The sequence below is a fragment of the Proteus sp. fly-1008 genome (assembly GCF_040140305.1).
Lineage (GTDB): Bacteria > Pseudomonadota > Gammaproteobacteria > Enterobacterales > Enterobacteriaceae > Proteus > Proteus vulgaris_B.
This window is the reverse complement of the sequence record NZ_JBEEWH010000001.1, coordinates 559,479-578,315: the sequence shown is the minus strand read 5'-3', so window position 1 is coordinate 578,315 and position 18,837 is coordinate 559,479. Positions and strand designations below refer to the sequence as shown.

The window sequence follows — 18,837 nt, the reverse complement described above, 5'->3', positions numbered from 1 at the left end:
TACATTGGTCGATTTTTTGCATCTCGAAATAACTTTGTGGTTTGTATCACTGTGTCATATTTTCAATGTGATAGTTTATTATTGAACATCCATTGGCATTCTGTTTATTTTTCGGGGAAATGATGAAAAGTGTAATATCTATTTTAGTCAGCACAGGTGTATTACTGTCATCAATGGCAGTGGCAAATACCACAGGCTCAGAAATCCTTGCTGTACAATCAGGGGGAACACCCAATAAGGTGTATCAAAATAATAAACCAACACTGAAAGTTGCTACCTATAATATCGGCAAAAATGAAGTTTCAGCAGATGTCACCAATTTTGACAAGCTTAACCAAGCAATCAAAAATATCGATGCTGATGTCATAGTAGTGACGGAAGTTGATAATAAAACGGCACGTAGTAAAAATATTAACCAGCTTGAAGAGTTAGCAAAAGCTAATAATCTACAGTTTGCTTTTGGCAAAGCACTTGATTTTGATGGTGGACAATATGGTGTCGGTATTCTATCTAAATATAAAATTGATAAATCACAAGTCGTTAATCTGCCTTCCGGTGATGCAGAACAACGCATTGTTTTATTATCACAAATTACGAAACCAGGGTTTGATTCACCGATTATTATTATGGGAACACACCTTGATTGGCAAAAAGATCCCACGATTCGTATCGGTCAAGTAAGACATATTTTAGATGCTGCAATTGGTGATACTGAGACAGGCTTTGATAATATTTCAACATCAATAAAAATATTAGCGGGTGATTTTAACTCTACCGCTAATGAACAACCCATCCAAGAAATTAACTATTTTTGGAACCCTGTTGAAAAGCCAAATAGTGATAAACGTACATGGCCTGCAATTAATCCAGCTATAGATATTGACCATATATTTACGTTTAAAGGTCAAGTGTGGGATATCAAAAATATGGACATTCCACAAGATTCAGCAACATTTAAATGGTCAGACGCAAGTGATCATCTTCCTGTTATTGCAGAACTAGAGTTACAAGAACAGTAATAAATAAAAATGCCCTTGATAGTATTTTCAAGGGCATTATTTTCATCAACGGCTAATTAAGCGTTAAATCAGGCTAAATCCAACCTTTAGCTCTAAAGGCTTTTAATGTAGTGACGAAATAGCTCATCTCTTCGGGTGTGCCTAATGTTAAACGGCTCCAACCAAAAGCAGGCGGAAATTCACGACCGACCATAATGTTCGCGTCTTTCATTCTATTTTGATAGGTTTTTACATCACCTTTAACTTTATGGAATATAAAGTTTGCATGAGAAGGCGCGTATTCAATATCCAGCTCTTTTAATGCATCTACTACCATCTGACGAGAAACATCAATCGACTTACGGCTATATTCCACATAGGCTTTATCTTTTAATGATGCGAGCGCCGCCACCGCACCTGCTGTATTGGTATTATCAATGGAAACAAACACATTAACTTCTGAAATAACGTCAGGTACGGCAACACCATAACCGACACGAAGTCCAGCTAAGGCATAAATTTTTGAGAAAGTACGCGCAACAATCAGGTTTTTATAGCCTTCAGCTACTAGCGCAATAGCACTGGTAAATTCAGGTGTTGAAACAAATTCTGCATAAGCTTCATCAATAATAAAAAAGACATTTTCTTTAGCTGATTTTATCCAATGGGTTAACGCTGCCGTTGGTGTCAACATTGCCGTTGGATTGTTTGGGTTACACAAATACACCATGCTAATACCATCAAACTCTTGCGCTTTTTTTTGCATGGTAGCTAAATCAAAAGCCAGAGTGCTATCAACAGGAACTTTAACGATTTTTACCCCTAAAGGTTCTGCATAAAGCTCGGCATAGTTAAATGTTGGATCAGGAACAATAAGTTGAACTGCTTTACCCTCTTTTTGAGCTTTGTTGGCCACAAATTGAACGGCTGCTTGAATTGTCTCAGATGAACCATTACCCAAAGTGATATGTTTATCTGAAAGTTTAAATTCTTTCCCTAATTCGCTAATTAATGCGCTACGTGCGTCATCGGGATATCTAAATGCATTAGGTAAAGCATCAATAATGGCAAGCTTTGCTTTTTGTGACATGCCTAATGAGTTTTCATTAAAGTTAAGTAATAGCGGATTTTCTGCGTTAAAAACCAATTTATTTTTTAGCGTTTCATTGGCATAAGCAGAGCTAACAAAGGAACTTAATGAAAGCCCCCCAATCACTAAACTTGATGATGTTAAGAATGAACGACGATTCATGTGATGTTTCCCAAGTAAATTATTCTATGTTTTATTAGTTCACATAGATTACTAAAAAACAGACCAAAGTAAATATGTATGCGTAAAAAATAGTTATTTATTCAATCTTTTTTTAAAGGGATAAATCAGAAATACGGTTTTATTTTTGCGAAAACAACATTATAACGATTGTTCATCAACCTTTTTTGAACTCTTTTCAGCTTCAGCAATTATCCAGTTTTTAAACTTTCCCTGTTTAGAATCAGGGGTAATTTCTATTGGTGAAAGTAGATAATAACTTGAGTTATCTTTCACAAATCCATTTATGGCAACTAATTGCTGATTATGTAATTCATCTTGTACCATGAGAAAAGAGGCAATTGTTGCTCCCAACCCTGCTAATGTTGCTTGAATAGCCAGATAAAAATGCTCATATTCACTGGTTTTTGTATAGTTTGATACAACTCCTGAGTATTGAAACCAATCTTGCCAAGCTTGAGGCCGTGACAATGTTATTAACTGTTTATTTGAGTGATGAAGATTATTCGGTTTTATGACAGCACCTATTTTTTCATCACAAATTTTGGTTGCATAAATATTCTTGCTCCAAAAAAAATCATCTCGTCGAAATGCTAAATCAACACCTTCTTTATTAAAATCAATCGCACCACCCGCGGCAACTAAGTGCAACGTGATTTCAGGATGTAATGCATAAAAATGAGAAAGTCGCGGGATTAGCCATTTCATGGCAATAGTAGGTTCGCATGAAACAACTAACACGGGGTTATTTAAGGGAGTGCGCAGATGGGTGACGGTTTCTTCAAGTTGTTCAAATATCGCTGACGTGGTTTTATATAAATACTGACCTGCTTCATTTAAATAAACTGCACGATTACGACGTTCAAATAAAGCAATGCCTAATTCATCTTCTAATAAGCGTATTTGTCGGCTTACTGCACTGTGTGTAACATGAAGTTGCTCCGCAGCACTGACAAAGCTGCCTGTTTGTGCCGCACTATTAAAAAAACGTAAGGATGTTAAAGAAGGCATTTTCATAAAAGTAAGCCATAAAGTGAGTAATAAAATAGACGATGAAAAATTACAGATATACTGCAAGATAAATCGCTTTTTATTTTTAGTCAAATTAGCAAAATAAAGTGGTTACGGTGGATTAAATAGGTTTTTTATTCAAATAAAAGCTTATTTTATGTCACTTTTTATTACTTATAATTAACTCAAATGTGAGAGTAAGGAAAGAAATGAGTGAGCTAATTGCTGTTGCAATGATCACGGTATTGGCTGTGATTAGTCCTGGCCCTGATTTTGCTATGGTGACAAAAAATAGTTATTCCTATGGTGTGAGAGTTGGGCTGATTACAGCAATTGGCATTGCCATTGGTGTTCAGGTTCATGTCTTTTATACTGTATTTGGTGTTTCTTTTATTATTACAGAGTCTCCAACACTTTTTTTTATAATGAAGTTATTAGGAGTGGGGTATTTAATTTATTTAGGCTTTAAGTCATTAACGAATAAAACACAATTGACGATTGAAAATGCGGTAAATTCGGCTCCTAATGTGTTTCAGGCATTACGTGTTGGTTTTTTAACGAATGCATTAAATCCTAAAACAATGTTATTTGTTATTGCGTTGTATACACAAGTGGCTAACTTGAGTAATCCACTCTGGGTAAATCTTTCTTATGGTATGTTTATCTCTGTTGCTCATTGGATTTGGTTTAGTTGTGTTGCATTATTTTTCTCCACACCTTTATTACGCACAAAAATACTTTCGCATCAAAAAATGGCAGATAAAATTATTGGCATTTTATTAATTCTTTTAGGTATTGGGTTGCTGTTTATTTCAGTGAAGTAGAAAATTAATCAAATAAAAAGGAGATCAGATAACGATCTCCTTTTCTTTATTTTTTAATCACTATTTAGTTTGACTCAGGAAAAGTTAATGTCGATCCTGGAGCTTCACGACTAAGATGAATAAAATTCAAGTGTTTTTCATATTGATCTAAAATATCAGTAATTACTTGCTCTTTGGTGTAATCCATTAAGTCATTTCCTTGGGTTCCTTCCCATAAATAGGTCTCTAAGCGGTAATAATCTGATTTACCTCGACGAGCACGATAAGTGAATGCAGGTACTGAATATTTTTGTGGCCAAATTTGATAAATAAAATTCTGTTCTTGGTCAAGATCAACCACAAGCTCTAAATGATGTAAACGTTCATTATCTTCAATTGGATAATAATTGAATTCGACTTTCGCTCCACGTAATAAAAGCTCTTTAGCCACATCTTGCATCGCTGGCATACAGGTTAAATCTAACATGCGCTGTGTATAGGTCGTTCCAGGGAAATTCATCACCCGCCCTAAACGCTGTTTCCAATTCATCGTAGCATTACCATAAAGTGGTGCTGGTGCATTGGTATTTAGTGAACTAACTCGTCTAAAATCTTCGACTTTTAATGATTTATAAAGTCCGGCCATAATAAAGAAAATAACAAAGCTAAAGGGTAATCCCATTATTATGGTCGTGTTTTGTAAGGCAGAAATACCATCTGCCATTAACATACCTAACGTTAATAAACCAATAGCAATAGACCAGAAAATGCGAAGCCAATTAGGTGCGTCGTTATTAACATGGCTTAATTGAGAGGTAAAATTGCCTAATACTAATGAACCAGAGTCGGCAGAAGTAACATAAAATAATAATCCAGTAATTGTGGCGACCGAAGCCGTTAAACCAAAACCAGGATAAAGTTCTAATAATGAATAAAATCCTTTTTCGGGAGCTTCTAATACTGTTTGTGCGAGTGCTTTATTACCATGGATCACTTCATATAAAGCGCTATTACCAAAAATGGATAACCATAGCAGTGTAAAAACAAAGGGAATAATTAAAGTGCCTATGACGAATTGTCGAATTGTTCGTCCCCTTGAAATACGTGCTAAAAAGAGCCCAACAAAAGGTGACCATGCAACCCACCAAGCCCAGAAAAACAGTGTCCAGCTATTCATCCAATCTGTTGGTCTATCAAATGCAAAGCTATTTAACGTCATGCCTAAAAAACGATTAGTATAATCACCGACATTTAATACCAGTGCATTTAATAAAAACTCAGTATCACCCGCAAATAAGATAAATAAAATAAGCCCCAATGCGAGTAATACATTCAGTTCAGATAAAATCCTGATCCCTTTGTTAACGCCCGATGTTGCAGAAATAACGGCCATAATAACAGATAATAGAATTAATCCGCCTTGAACGCCCAATCCTTGGGGCAAATCAAAAAGAACTTTTAGCCCATAATTAAGTTGTACAACGCCAATACCTAATGTTGTTGCAATACCAAAAATGGTGCCTAATACCGCGGCAATATCAACTGTATGACCAATTGGGCCATAAATACGATTTCCAAAGATAGGATAAAGTGCAGAGCGTATGGTTAATGGCAAATTGTAACGATAGCTAAAATAGCCCAAAGCGATACCAATAAGTGCATACATAGACCAGCCCGTCAGGCCATAGTGGAATAAAGTCCACACCATCGACTGACGGGCTGCTTCTATTGTTTCACCTTCGCCGGTTGGCGGTAACATATATTGTGTAATGGGCTCTGCTACAGAGAAAAACATCAAATCAATCCCAATACCTGCTGCAAATAACATCGCAGACCAACTTAAAACACTAAATTCAGGTTTCGATTGCTCAGGCCCTAATTTGATATTTCCAAAACGAGATGTGGCAACAAAAATAACAAAAACAATGTATAACGTTGCCGCCAATAGATAGTACCAACCAAAGGTTTTTGATACCCATCCCAGTGTTGCCACAATCCATGTATTTGCTGTTTCTGTCATCAAAATAGTGAAAAAAGAAAACGCTAAAATCAGCGTTGCTGAAGCGAAAAAAACGACAGAATTTAGCTTGTCTTTCTGTGGTTTTTTTGTGCTGTTAAGAGTTGTCATCAGAAATTCCAAAAATTTATTTATCTAAAGTTAAAAGTTGCATTCTTTGTTAACTAATTGAATTAGTTGCAAAGATTCAAATTTTCACGATATCCTCTCATATTGAAATGTAAATTAATTGTGATAAACAATAGTTAATATTGATTGAATGTTCAATTAAAAAAACGTTTAATGAATGTGTTCAATGTATTTTTTAGGTCTTTAAAACATGCCGAAGATAGGAATGCAGTCGATACGTAAACAGCAATTAATCCAAGCGACGTTAGCAGTTATTAATGAGGTTGGAATGCAAGAGGCGAGCATCGCATTGATAGCTCGAAAAGCCGGTGTTTCTAACGGCATTATTAGTCACTACTTTCGTGATAAAAATGGATTGTTGGAAGCTGCCATGCGCCATATCCAGTATCAATTGGGTTTTGCGGTGGCGATACGTTTAAGAATGTTAAGCGATGCAACACCTAAGCTACGAATTCAAGCCATTGTTGAAGGTAACTTTGATACCACTCAAACCAGTGAAGCAGCAATGAAAACATGGTTAGCATTTTGGGCAAGTAGTATGCATCAGCCTAATTTGAATCGTCTACAAAAGGTCAATGATAGAAGGCTTTATTCCAATTTAAGTTACGAGTTTGGGCGCGTTCTTACTAAAGATCAAGCACGTTTAGCTGCAAAAGGTTTAGCTGCATTAATAGATGGTTTATGGCTAAGAAGCGCATTAAGTAACGCACCATTTTCTCTTGAAGAGGCCAAAATCATTACTAATGAATATATCGATATGCAACTTACAAATCGGAGTCAAATAAAGACTTAACAAACTAATAATAAAGGAGAAAATATGCCAAACCCGCCGTTACATAAGCTCTATATTCATGGTGGATATGTTGATTGTGCACAACCGGAGTGTGAACAATTTGAAGCGATTAATCCAGCTAATGGCGAAGTGATTGCACATTTACAATCAGCAAGTGAAGAAGATATCAATTGGGCCGTCGAGAGTGCGAAACAAGGGCAAAAAATTTGGTGTGCTATGACCGCAATGGAACGTTCTCGAATTTTACGACGCGCTGTTGATATTTTACGTGAACGTAATGATGAATTGGCTCATTTAGAAACCCTAGATACAGGCAAACCGCTATCTGAAACACGTTATGTCGATATTGTGACAGGCGCTGATGTTTTAGAGTATTACGCCGGTCTTATTCCTGCACTTGAAGGAGAGCAAATTCCGCTTAGGGAGACCGCTTTTGCTTATACTCGCCGTGAACCATTGGGAATTGTTGCCGGTATCGGTGCTTGGAATTACCCCATCCAAATAGCGTTATGGAAATCTGCGCCTGCACTTGCTGCAGGTAATGCCATGATCTTTAAACCAAGTGAAATGACTTCATTAACAGCATTAAAACTTGCTGAAATATACACACAGGCAGGATTGCCAAAGGGTGTTTTTAACGTTGTTACAGGAAAAGCTAATGTGGGGCAATGGTTAACACAGCATCCTGATATTGCGAAAGTTTCTTTTACTGGTGGAATTGAAACGGGTAAAAAGGTGATGGCAAATGCTTCTGCTTCAAGTTTAAAAGAAGTAACCATGGAGCTTGGTGGAAAATCGCCTTTAATTATTTTTGATGATGCAGATTTAGATACTGCCGCTGATATTGCGATGATGGCGAATTTTTATAGTTCAGGGCAGGTGTGCACCAATGGTACTCGAGTTTTTGTTCCCGAAAGATTAAAACCTGCATTTGAAGCGAAAATTATAGAGCGCGTATCACGTATTAGGATCGGCTCTCCTCTTGAAATGGACACCAATTTTGGTCCACTGGTCAGTTTTCCTCATCTTGAAAAAGTCTTGAATTATATTGAGTTAGGCAAAACCCAAGGAGCCAGATTACTTTATGGTGGCCATCGTTTATTAGAAGGTAATTTTGCTCAAGGTGCTTATGTTGCACCTACGGTTTTCACGGATTGCAACGATGATATGAATATCACACAAGATGAAATCTTCGGCCCTGTGATGAGTATTCTTAGTTATCAAACTGAAGATGAAGTGATTTTACGTGCAAATAATAGTGTTTATGGTTTGGCAGCAGGTCTTGTTACCAAAAATCTCACAACAGCTCACCGTGTTATTCACCAATTAGAAGCAGGAATTTGTTGGATTAATACATGGGGTGAATCTCCAGCTGAAATGCCCGTTGGTGGCTATAAACATTCTGGGGTGGGGCGTGAAAATGGGCTTGTTACACTACAGAATTATACTCAAATAAAATCTATTCAAGTTGAACTTGGGGAGTTTTCATCCGTTTTTTAATCCATTCTTTTTTTAATGACTGAAACAGAGGAGATAACAATGGTCTATGACTACATTATTATCGGTGCTGGTTCAGCCGGTAACGTTCTTGCTACCCGCTTGACAGAAGATCCTGAAGTTACTGTGCTGCTCCTTGAAGCTGGAGGTCCGGACTACAGGTTCGATTTTCGTACACAAATGCCAGCGGCATTAGCTTATCCGTTACAAGGTAGGCGATATAATTGGGCTTATGAAACAGAGCCTGAACCACATATGAATAACCGACGCATGGAATGTGGTCGTGGGAAAGGGCTTGGTGGATCATCATTAATTAATGGTATGTGCTATATCCGTGGTAATGCGATGGACTTTGATGGTTGGGCTAAATTACCCGGTCTTGAAGAGTGGGATTACTTAAGCTGTTTACCTTATTTTCGTAAGGCAGAAAATCGTGATATTGGCGCCAATGATTATCATGGTGATAAAGGCCCTGTAAGTGTGACTACGCCGAAAAAAGGCAATAACATTTTATTTCAAGCAATGATTGAGGCGGGTATACAAGCAGGATACCCAAGAACGATTGATCTTAACGGCTACCAACAAGAGGGCTTTGGTCCGATGGATAGAACCGTCACACCTAAAGGTCGTCGAGCAAGTACAGCAAGAGGCTATCTTGATCAAGCAAAAGTGCGTAAAAACTTGACGATTGAGACACATGCAACGACCGATATTATTGAGTTTGAAGGTAAAAAAGCCGTGGGTGTCCGTTATTTCTCAGGAGAAAATACCACGCCTCATCGTGTCAAAGCCAATCGAGAAGTATTACTTTGCGCAGGCGCAATTGCTTCGCCCCAAATTTTGCAGCGTTCTGGTATTGGGCCTGAAAAAGTATTAAATGAATTCAATATTCAACCAGTACATGTACTACCCGGTGTTGGGGAAAATCTGCAAGATCACTTAGAAATGTATTTGCAATATGAATGTAAAAAGCCCGTTTCACTTTATCCTGCTTTAAAATGGTATAACCAGCCTAAGATTGGCGCACAATGGCTATTTCAAGGAACAGGGATCGGTGCAAGCAATCAATTTGAAGCAGGGGGATTTATTCGCTCTAGCGAAAAGTTTGCGTGGCCTAATATTCAATTTCACTTTTTGCCCGTTGCTATTAATTATAATGGAACCAATGCGGTAGAAGTGCATGGTTTCCAAGCACATGTAGGCTCTATGCGTTCACCAAGTCGAGGACGAGTAAAACTAGCATCTACAGATCCTCATCAACATCCCAATATTTTATTTAATTACATGTCCACTGAACAAGATTGGGAAGAGTTTCGCTCAGCTATCCGTATTACGCGAGAAATAATGGCACAACCGGCATTAGATGCTTATCGTGGTGAAGAAATTAGCCCAGGTAAACATATTCAAAGTGATGAAGAGCTTGATGCTTTTGTCAGAGAACGTGCTGAAACAGCATTTCATCCTTGTGGAACATGTAAAATGGGAACGGATGAAATGGCGGTTGTTGATGGAGAAGGTCGAGTACATGGCATAGAAAACTTAAGAGTTATTGATGCATCCATCATGCCCCTAATAATCACTGGAAATTTGAATGCGACTACGATTATGATTGCTGAAAAGTTAGCTGATAAGGTGAGAGGAATTAAACCTTTATCTAAAAGTCAGGCTAAATATTATGTTGCAGGTGATCAGCCTGTAAGAAAAATAAATCTAAGCTTATAAATCAGGGTAGACAAAAGAGGAGTGTAAATTCCTTTTTTGTCTTTTCATCATTATTTCCTCTTTATTAATATTGAAGTTACATAAAAATAATTTATATAAAATCTAAATGTTCAGGAAAAAATATGATTAATTTTTATCATAAGTATTTCTAAATAAAATCACTTTATAAAAAAAATTAAAAATAACGAGATAAATTCAAGTAAAACAACGATTTTTTCACCGTTTTTGTGACGGATATCAACTCTCCTTAAATGAAGCATTCCATTAATTATAATAAACAGATGACGAAAACGTTTGCATAATATTTTTATGTAGATAGAATTCGTCAGATTTTTTTGGCCTGGTGAAATTAATAGGGGGTTAAAGTGTCTCAGGACAACAATTATAGTCAGGGCCCAGTGCCCATATCCGCAAGAAAGGGTGGATTGGCGTTAACCTTTGTGATGTTGGGATTAACGTTTTTTTCAGCCAGTATGTGGACTGGCGGCGCTCTTGGTACTGGTCTTTCCTTTAATGATTTCTTCCTCGCAGTTCTAATTGGTAATCTTCTTCTTGGTATCTACACCGCATTTCTTGGTTTTATTGGTTCAAAAACAGGTCTTACTACTCATCTCCTCGCGCGTTACTCTTTTGGCATTAAAGGTTCTTGGCTTCCCTCATTTTTACTCGGTGGTACTCAGGTTGGTTGGTTTGGTGTGGGTGTGGCAATGTTTGCCATTCCAGTAGGAAAAGCCACTGGTATTGATATCAATCTTCTTATCGCCATTTCCGGCATTTTAATGACCATCACAGTATTCTTCGGTATTTCTGCTCTCACCGTTCTCTCTATCATCGCTGTTCCTGCTATCGCTATTCTCGGAAGTTACTCTGTTTATCTTGCTGTGCATGATATGGGTGGGCTTTCGGCACTAATGGCGGTAAAACCGGCTCAGCCATTAGATTTTAATTTAGCGTTAGCAATGGTTGTTGGATCGTTTATTAGTGCGGGTACACTGACAGCTGATTTTGTTCGCTTTGGACGAAACCCTAAAGTTGCTGTAGTTGTTGCAATTATCGCCTTCTTCTTAGGAAATACCTTGATGTTTGTCTTTGGTGCGGCTGGTGCCGCTTCACTGGGAATGGCAGATATTTCTGATGTGATGATTGCGCAAGGATTATTACTTCCGGCTATCGTAGTGCTAGGTTTAAATATCTGGACAACGAATGACAACGCGTTATATGCATCAGGATTAGGTTTTGCCAATATTACTGGTTTATCAAGTAAAAAACTTTCAGTAATAAACGGTATCATTGGTACGTTATGTGCATTATGGCTTTATAATAACTTTGTCGGTTGGCTTACCTTTTTATCTGCGGCAATTCCACCAGTAGGAGGTGTTATTATTGCAGATTATCTGATGAATAAAGCACGCTATAACACCTTTAATGTTGCTACAATGCAATCGGTTAACTGGGTAGCGCTACTCGCTGTTGCAATTGGCATTATGGCAGGGCATTGGTTACCGGGTATCGTGCCTGTTAATGCCGTGTTGGGGGGAGCAATAAGCTACGCTGTGTTAAATCCAATATTAAATCGTCGTACAGCTCGACAAGCGGAGATAAGTCATGCTGGGTAAAAATATCGAACAAATTAACCATGCTCGCCTAGTTGGAAAAGATGGTTTATGGCGCATTACGCTAAAAAATAACAAAATAGAAGCTATTGAACTGCAACCTGAACATGATTTTCACCCTGATGCCTTAGATGCACAAGGTGGATTGGTTCATGCGCCTTTTGTTGAACCTCATATTCATTTAGATACGACACAAACCGCAGGGCAACCGAACTGGAATCAATCAGGTACGTTATTTGAAGGTATCGAGCGCTGGGCAGAGCGAAAAGCTCTGTTAACACATGATGATGTTAAACAACGTGCATGGCAAACACTGCAATGGCAAATTGCTAATGGTATTCAGCATGTAAGAACACATGTGGATGTTTCGGATGCTTCACTTACAGCATTAAAAGCAATGTTGGAAGTAAAAGAAGAAATTAAACCTTGGGTTGATTTACAAATAGTCGCTTTTCCTCAAGAAGGTATTTTATCTTATCCTAATGGTGAAGCTTTATTAGAAGAAGCATTAAAATTAGGCGCAGATGTTGTTGGTGCAATCCCTCATTTTGAATTTACGCGTGAATATGGTGTTGAATCACTGCATAAAACCTTTGCTTTAGCGCAAAAGTATGATCGTTTAATTGATGTTCATTGTGATGAAATTGATGATGAACAATCGCGCTTTGTTGAAACTGTTGCAGCTTTAGCCCACAAAGAAAATATGGGATCAAGAGTGACTGCAAGTCATACAACCGCAATGCATTCTTATAATGGGGCTTATACTTCACGTTTATTCCGATTATTAAGAATGTCTGGTATTAACTTTGTGGCTAATCCTCTGGTTAATATTCATTTGCAAGGGCGCTTTGATACTTATCCAAAACGTCGTGGTATTACTCGCGTAAAAGAGATGTTAGAAAGTAATATTAATGTCTGCTTTGGTCATGATGATGTTTTTGATCCGTGGTATCCATTAGGTACAGCAAATATGCTTCAAGTTTTACATATGGGGTTACATGTTTGCCAATTAATGGGTTACAGTCAAATTGATAACGGATTACAGTTAATTAGCCATAACAGTGCAAAAACACTCGCTTTAACGGATTATGGTGTTGAAGTAGGAAATAGTGCAAACTTTATTATTTTACCAGCAGATAATGGCTTTGATGCTCTACGCCGCCAAGTCCCTGTACGTTATTCCATTCGTCAAGGTAAAGTGATTGCTCAAACAGAGCCAGCCAAAACAGAAATTATGTTAGATAAGCCGACAGCGATTAATTATAAATAATTACGTTCTGTTTTGGTGTAATAACAGAAATAAACTAAGGGTGATCTTTAAGAGTCATCCTTTTTTATTCTGTTTTATTAAGTTAAATTTCTAAAAATAAATAATAAAGATACCTTTTATTTGATTAGTTGAAAATACGTAATTCTATCAATAAAATTAAATACAAGTTGCTTAAAACAATCATCTTATTTTTCCTATTTTAAAATTACTTTTTTATCTATATACGATATATTATAGGGTATTATTCGTTAGATATTTTAAGTAACAAAATACATTGCCACTAGACAAAATCATGGCGGTAGCATTATCAATATCCTTAACAAAAAAATAACATTGGTGCATTTATTCGACTAAATGACTTGAGAAACTATAGGTAATAAAATGAAGCTTGATCCGTCTTTATTAAAAGAGTTAAGAAAAACACTGTACTTCACTTTATCAATCTACATTGAAAATAAAGCGTCCAAAGATGATGTTAAGCATCTTGTTAATATTATTAGAAAAATAGAACTCACTATTTTATTACAGGAAAAAGATATTTATGCGATTGGTGGAACACAAGGTGCGGGTAAAACAACTCTAGTTAAAGAAATGTTAAATATAACAGAAGATTGGTTAGAGGGTAATCCTGGGCGAGGTGAACAAGTTCCTCTATTTATTGAGCAATCTGAAGATGAATCACTTGTAGAGCCTAAAGCTGTTTTTGTCTGTTTAGAAAAAGAAACAAGAAATATTATAGAAAAAGACAATATAACCAAAGAAGAATTAAAACAGGTTTTGCAAGGCTGGGATCAACTCAATACTGAATTTAGCAATGAAAATTTAAGTATACTTTATCCAAAGCTATATATACCTAGCAAAAAATCTTTTTTTAAGAAAAATTTAAATTGGGTATTACTACCCGGTTATGAAAAAATAAATTATAAGAACAATGCTTGGCAAAATCTGATGAAGCATATTTTTGTAAATGCTAACGGAATTATTATTGTAACAGATGGTGTTTTACTTGCTAATAATAATCAAAATGATATTACTCAAGACCTTAGCAATTTTCTTGTTGACAGAAATCCTGTTATAGCTGTCACAAAAACTGAAAATATGTCGCAAGAGGATAAAACGCAGTTAGCAAATACTGCATCGAGTATTTTTAATAAAAAATATAATGATAGATATAATGAAATTAAAACAGATAATATTGTTTTAACTGGGTATGGTAATAATAATGAATGGTCAGATAAATTAAAGGAGACAATTAATAATTGTTCTTACTCCTCATCAAAAATACAAACTTACTTACTAGAGTCCTTCCAAGATTTATTAGAAAATGATATTGAAAAAATAGTATTTATTTTAGACACCTTAAAAAGTAATTGCACCGAAAGTCATGATGAAAAATTAGAAATTATCAATGATGTTTTAAGTATATTTGATAAATCTGCGGGCGATTATAATAAGAAGTTACGTAAAAATCTAAGAGATGGAATACGTACTCATACTTTATCAGCAATAAATTTATGTGAAACAAAATATAAAGATGAAGAAGAAGGCTTTATCAATAACATTAAAATTTTTGGTAGAAAATTACTTCTCCAAGGTCAAGAAATTCAAAGAGAAAGACTAGGGAGAATTGAGAGTGCTTGGAATAATAAATATAATGAAAAAAATATTTATGTTATTACTGGTAATGTAATAACAAATTTAAATGGAAAAGAATTCCAGAAAAATGGTTTTTTTATCAATAAATTTGATGAGCTTCTCATTGAAAATAAATCTACATCTGTAACTCAACTTTTGAATTATAGTAATGGAGCTATTGAAGATTTACCACAAAAAGAGATGCCATTAAAAGCTTTACAAGGTTATTTGTATGGTAAAAACCAAGAATTAGATAATATAAATTTATCTGATAAAGAACAAGCATTAAAATTAATACCTGTTCTTGCCATGGAGTTTGCCCGAGGATGTTTAATTCTTTCAGAGAAAAATACAGAAATGTCTCGTCCTGGTGAAATAACACCACAAATGTTCCTTGAAAAATTATTTGATGGTACAGAAAAGATCACACCAATAAGAAATTCAATGATGGCATTACTAGGATTAGATATGTCTGATGGTAAGCTTGACGGGAAATATGAACCTAACCCTGATGCCAAATTTTCCCCTATTGCAGTATTGGGTAAAGCTGCATTGGCAATGACTGCGGCTTATACGTTATATCAAATTACATCGGTAATCAGAGAATCTGACCAAGTTCAAATTACATTTATCAAAAACACAATGATGAATTTTGAAACAAGTTATATACAAAGTGTGGTTGATATCTATGAAAATGCAATAAATGACATTAGAGAAATTATCGAAAATAATATTAAAAATATTTATGATATTCCTGACAGCTTGTCTTTAAAAAGCGATATTACACTAGCTAAATCACGTTTAGAACGAATTCAAAAAGTATTTAAAGGATATTTAATTGATGCACAAAACATCTTGGCATGATATTTATTCTGAACGCTTATTATGGGCTGAAAATGCTTATCAGAGTTTTATTGAAAAATTTGATTCTGATAGGCTAATAAAATTAAATGAAAATAATAAGAAACAGGTATCAATAATTGTTTATGGCTCTACTCAAGTTGGGAAAACAACATTTATATTGACATTATTAGGAATTAATGAAGATAAAATTTCTCAAGTTGATAAAGTATTGCGTGCTGAGCAAACATTAGGTAATTCTGCGACTTCGCGATCATCACGTTATCGTTGTTCTGAAGATCAATATTGGCATTTTAGTCATAGAGAAAAGGGAAAAGAACAGTTTGATGATGAGGAAGCTCTAGCAATATTAAAAGAATTACGAACGAATGTCGAAAAAGGAAAAATAACAGATATATCAACAATTGATATTTTTATTCCAAACATCTATTTTATGTCCGACGCTAATGACAAGATAGATTTGCTTATTCATGACTTACCAGGTATTAACGCAAGAAACGAAAATGAAAATAGCTATGTAAAAGAGCTTGTTGGGAATTATATCAGTGCTGCTGATATGATATTTCTGGTAGGAAAAATTGATGGTTTGGGTTTTTTAAAAGAAAATGAGCTAGATAATAAACTACTATCTAACTGGTATCTTAATTCAACAGTTTATAAGATTATACTTACACATAGCTTTTCGAATGCAACAATAAAAAAGAAAATCAGCAATGATGAAATCAATTCGTTAGATTCTTTTAATCAGTATTTATTTGAACAAATAAATACAATGGAATTAAAATTACCTTTATCTATTAAGGAACAAATTTATCCCATAGAATGTGGGCGAAGTTGGAACGCTATTATAAAAGAGGATGACCAATTTAAGCAGAAAAGTCTCCACCTTAGAAATATTATTTTTGATAAATTATATCAAGATATCGAATTTTCAATGAATCCTTTATCTCGTTTAAAAACAGGATATATGTTGCCTGAATATTTAAAACAACAAAAAAATAAGGAGGTTGAAGATTATCTATTTTATATAAAAAATTTAGAATCTGAAATGAAACAGATTAATAATTTAATTGATAAAGTAGAGAAGAAAATTCAAATAAACAATAAAAAATTAAATCGATTAACTAAAGAAATAAAAGAGATTAGTAACTTAATAGATACAAATAAAAAAGAAAAAGTAAGTTGTTTAAGTAATAATGAAGAACTTAAACCTATTTATTTTAAAAACATAAAAAGCATTAATAATGCTAGTAAATCGGTTGAGAGCTTACAATCAATCCTTGCGTGTGAAAAAGAAAGAATTATCGACGCTTATAATGATTGGATAGCGATTAATAATAATTTACTCACTGATAGAGATAATTCCAATGATTATTTATCTGAGCTATTAGATTTTTTTTATGATATATCATCAAAGTTGGAAAAATATACTCTAGACAGTTATTTTTTTGATAGTAGTTATAATAGTGATGTTTCTGATATTGTATCATCAATTAATGATGCACAGGATTATTTATTCAATAAAACAAAGAACTATATTGATAAATACTTAAATGAAAAAAAGAATAAAAATAAAAAACTATCTAATATGATAAGTCTTAAAATAAGAAATAATAATACTATTCTTAATAAGAATAGGGTATTTCATTCAAGAAAGCTAGAAGAGATTATAAAATTAAAAGAAAAATTAAACGAGAGGATTTTGAAATTTGATGATAGTATCAATAGCAGTAATTCGTTTAGTCAGCACATTTATGAATCATATGAAAAAAGAATGCATGAGTTAAATATGCTTTTTAAACATAGTGTTAATAGTAAAGACAAAAAACTTGCTTACCTTTTCTTGATTCATCTTTTAAGAAAAGATTTTCTGTATATAAAAAACTTAGAACCATTAATGTAATGAGATCATTTGTTATGAAAAATAAAATGAAAGATACTAAAAAAGATCCATCAGAAAAAATGTTAGATGAGCTAGTTCAAGATATTTTTATTAGTTCTATTGACGGAAAGTTTAAAAATAGCTCAGATACCATAATGGAAAAACTTAATGAATTTATTTTTACGTGTGGTAATGAGATAAAAAGTGTTGATCAAAAAATTAATGCACATAAAAATAGTTTCTTTGAGTTTACTGAAGAATTAAATTTTACGACAGATGACATTAAATCATCATTAACGTCACTCTCTCTTGAAGAGAAAACAAGACATCAATTAACGCAAGAGAATATAAATAACCAATTTGTTGAAAACAAAAAAAAGATAGATAAACTACAAGAAAATATTTTAGCTGAAAATAATAAAATTTTTGATAAAATCAACGAGAATGATTTTATACTGATTGAAAATCAAAAAGCAGTTTTAGAGAAAATTGACTTTTTAAAAGATCACCTTGATGCCTGTTTCAATAAGACGCGCAAAGATCTTATTAATAAAGCCGATGGGGTATCATCGGAACATAATGCCTTCTTTAGTAAAGAATTAACACATCTTGTTGAAATTCTCAAGAATAGATCAGAAGAAGATAAACACGCATTGGAATGTCATATTAATGATGGTGTTTATTTGCTTGAAGACAATTTACTTCACCACCTAAAAGAACGTGATAAAAAAATAGATGAAATAGGTGATCAGCTTAACAAAAAAATAGAAGAGAAGCTGCTCATTAATACTGATGACTTTTTAAACTTTGTTGAGGAAAGTAAGCGAGAAAGAGTAAATATTCTTGCTAAGATAGCTTATAATGATAAAAATAGTAAAAATAGATTTTTATTTTTAAATGTGTTTTTAGTTATTCAAACAGCGCTAATTATTTTTCTTATTCTAAAGCAATATGGATTACTTAATTAAAAAGCAAGCCTAATTACCTATAGAGATAAAAAGTTCTACTGCGTACTGTATTATTGGGTATCGAATTTAATTTCTATCATGTATTATACTTGCTGTTAGACCCTCTCCGTATTACTGCGGCTGCTATCCCTTTAATCTGAGAGGTTTTTATGTCTACACAAAGAGATCGTGGTTGGCGCCAATGTGTTAACCGCAAAAATAAACATCAAGAAATGGGTTGTTCACGAGTGATGTTTAAACCAGAAAAAAAATGGTCTAATTTATATACTCGATCACTCAAAATGACCAGAGCTGCACAACTAGGAATCGAATACCCAAGAATTTCTCGTAGTCAGCGTCGATTAAATGCGTTATCTGATAGTGAATAA

14 protein-coding genes are annotated in these 18,837 nt (G+C 34.5%); 11 read left to right on the top strand and 3 right to left on the bottom strand.

Features of this window, described 5'->3' with window-relative positions; translation table 11 throughout:
• The first annotated feature begins 122 nt into the window (after positions 1–122).
• Entirely contained in the window at positions 123–1,019 is an 897-nt protein-coding gene (locus tag ABN256_RS02715) for an endonuclease/exonuclease/phosphatase family protein (protein WP_349439078.1), read from the top strand.
• 73 nt (positions 1,020–1,092) lie between these two features.
• On the opposite strand, the gene ABN256_RS02710 is transcribed toward ABN256_RS02715, so the two are convergent.
• Both ABN256_RS02710 and ABN256_RS02705 read right to left on the bottom strand, forming a co-directional pair.
• Positions 1,093–2,250: a pyridoxal phosphate-dependent aminotransferase gene (locus ABN256_RS02710; protein ID WP_197269116.1), complete on the bottom strand. Its 1,158-nt coding sequence runs from the start codon at positions 2,248–2,250 to the stop codon at positions 1,093–1,095.
• Between the two features lie 159 nt (positions 2,251–2,409).
• Positions 2,410–3,285, bottom strand: coding sequence for a LysR family transcriptional regulator (locus ABN256_RS02705; RefSeq protein WP_197269117.1), 876 nt, complete (start codon positions 3,283–3,285; stop codon positions 2,410–2,412).
• Between the two features lie 203 nt (positions 3,286–3,488).
• Between ABN256_RS02705 and ABN256_RS02700 the strand changes: the two genes are divergently transcribed.
• Entirely contained in the window at positions 3,489–4,103 is a 615-nt protein-coding gene (locus ABN256_RS02700; RefSeq protein ID WP_197269118.1) for a LysE family translocator, read from the top strand.
• 64 nt (positions 4,104–4,167) lie between these two features.
• Here ABN256_RS02700 and ABN256_RS02695 read toward each other — a convergent pair whose 3' ends face one another.
• Positions 4,168–6,210, bottom strand: coding sequence for a choline transporter (locus ABN256_RS02695; RefSeq protein WP_197269119.1), 2,043 nt, complete (start codon positions 6,208–6,210; stop codon positions 4,168–4,170).
• A gap of 208 nt (positions 6,211–6,418) precedes the next feature.
• On the opposite strand from ABN256_RS02695, the gene betI reads away from it, so the two are divergent.
• The 9 genes from betI (at position 6,419) to ABN256_RS02650 (ending at position 18,837) form a co-directional block, all read left to right on the top strand.
• Positions 6,419–7,021 (top strand): transcriptional regulator BetI, encoded by a 603-nt coding sequence (betI, locus tag ABN256_RS02690; RefSeq protein WP_072068279.1) that lies wholly within the window; start codon positions 6,419–6,421, stop codon positions 7,019–7,021.
• 24 nt (positions 7,022–7,045) lie between these two features.
• The gene (betB, locus tag ABN256_RS02685) at positions 7,046–8,521 is read left to right on the top strand and encodes a betaine-aldehyde dehydrogenase (RefSeq protein WP_197269120.1); all 1,476 of its coding nucleotides are present in this window, start codon (positions 7,046–7,048) and stop codon (positions 8,519–8,521) included.
• 39 nt (positions 8,522–8,560) lie between these two features.
• The gene (gene betA, locus ABN256_RS02680; RefSeq protein ID WP_197269121.1) at positions 8,561–10,240 is read left to right on the top strand and encodes a choline dehydrogenase; all 1,680 of its coding nucleotides are present in this window, start codon (positions 8,561–8,563) and stop codon (positions 10,238–10,240) included.
• Between the two features lie 365 nt (positions 10,241–10,605).
• Positions 10,606–11,856 (top strand): cytosine permease, encoded by a 1,251-nt coding sequence (gene codB, locus ABN256_RS02675; RefSeq protein ID WP_115349861.1) that lies wholly within the window; start codon positions 10,606–10,608, stop codon positions 11,854–11,856.
• Positions 11,846–13,123, top strand: a complete 1,278-nt coding sequence (locus tag ABN256_RS02670) for a cytosine deaminase (protein WP_197269122.1) — start codon at positions 11,846–11,848, stop codon at positions 13,121–13,123. Before codB ends, ABN256_RS02670 begins: the two co-directional genes overlap by 11 nt.
• A 381-nt stretch (positions 13,124–13,504) precedes the next feature.
• Complete coding sequence (locus tag ABN256_RS02665; protein ID WP_196554131.1) at positions 13,505–15,622, top strand: hypothetical protein; 2,118 nt, start codon at positions 13,505–13,507, stop codon at positions 15,620–15,622.
• Positions 15,600–17,522: a coiled-coil domain-containing protein gene (locus ABN256_RS02660; RefSeq protein ID WP_349439076.1), complete on the top strand. Its 1,923-nt coding sequence runs from the start codon at positions 15,600–15,602 to the stop codon at positions 17,520–17,522. The genes ABN256_RS02665 and ABN256_RS02660 overlap by 23 nt, the downstream gene beginning before the upstream one ends.
• Positions 17,523–17,536: 14 nt before the next feature.
• Positions 17,537–18,469, top strand: coding sequence for a hypothetical protein (locus tag ABN256_RS02655; RefSeq protein ID WP_196554133.1), 933 nt, complete (start codon positions 17,537–17,539; stop codon positions 18,467–18,469).
• A gap of 149 nt (positions 18,470–18,618) precedes the next feature.
• On the top strand, positions 18,619–18,837 hold the full coding sequence (locus ABN256_RS02650; protein ID WP_036912865.1) for a hypothetical protein: 219 nt from the start codon (positions 18,619–18,621) through the stop codon (positions 18,835–18,837).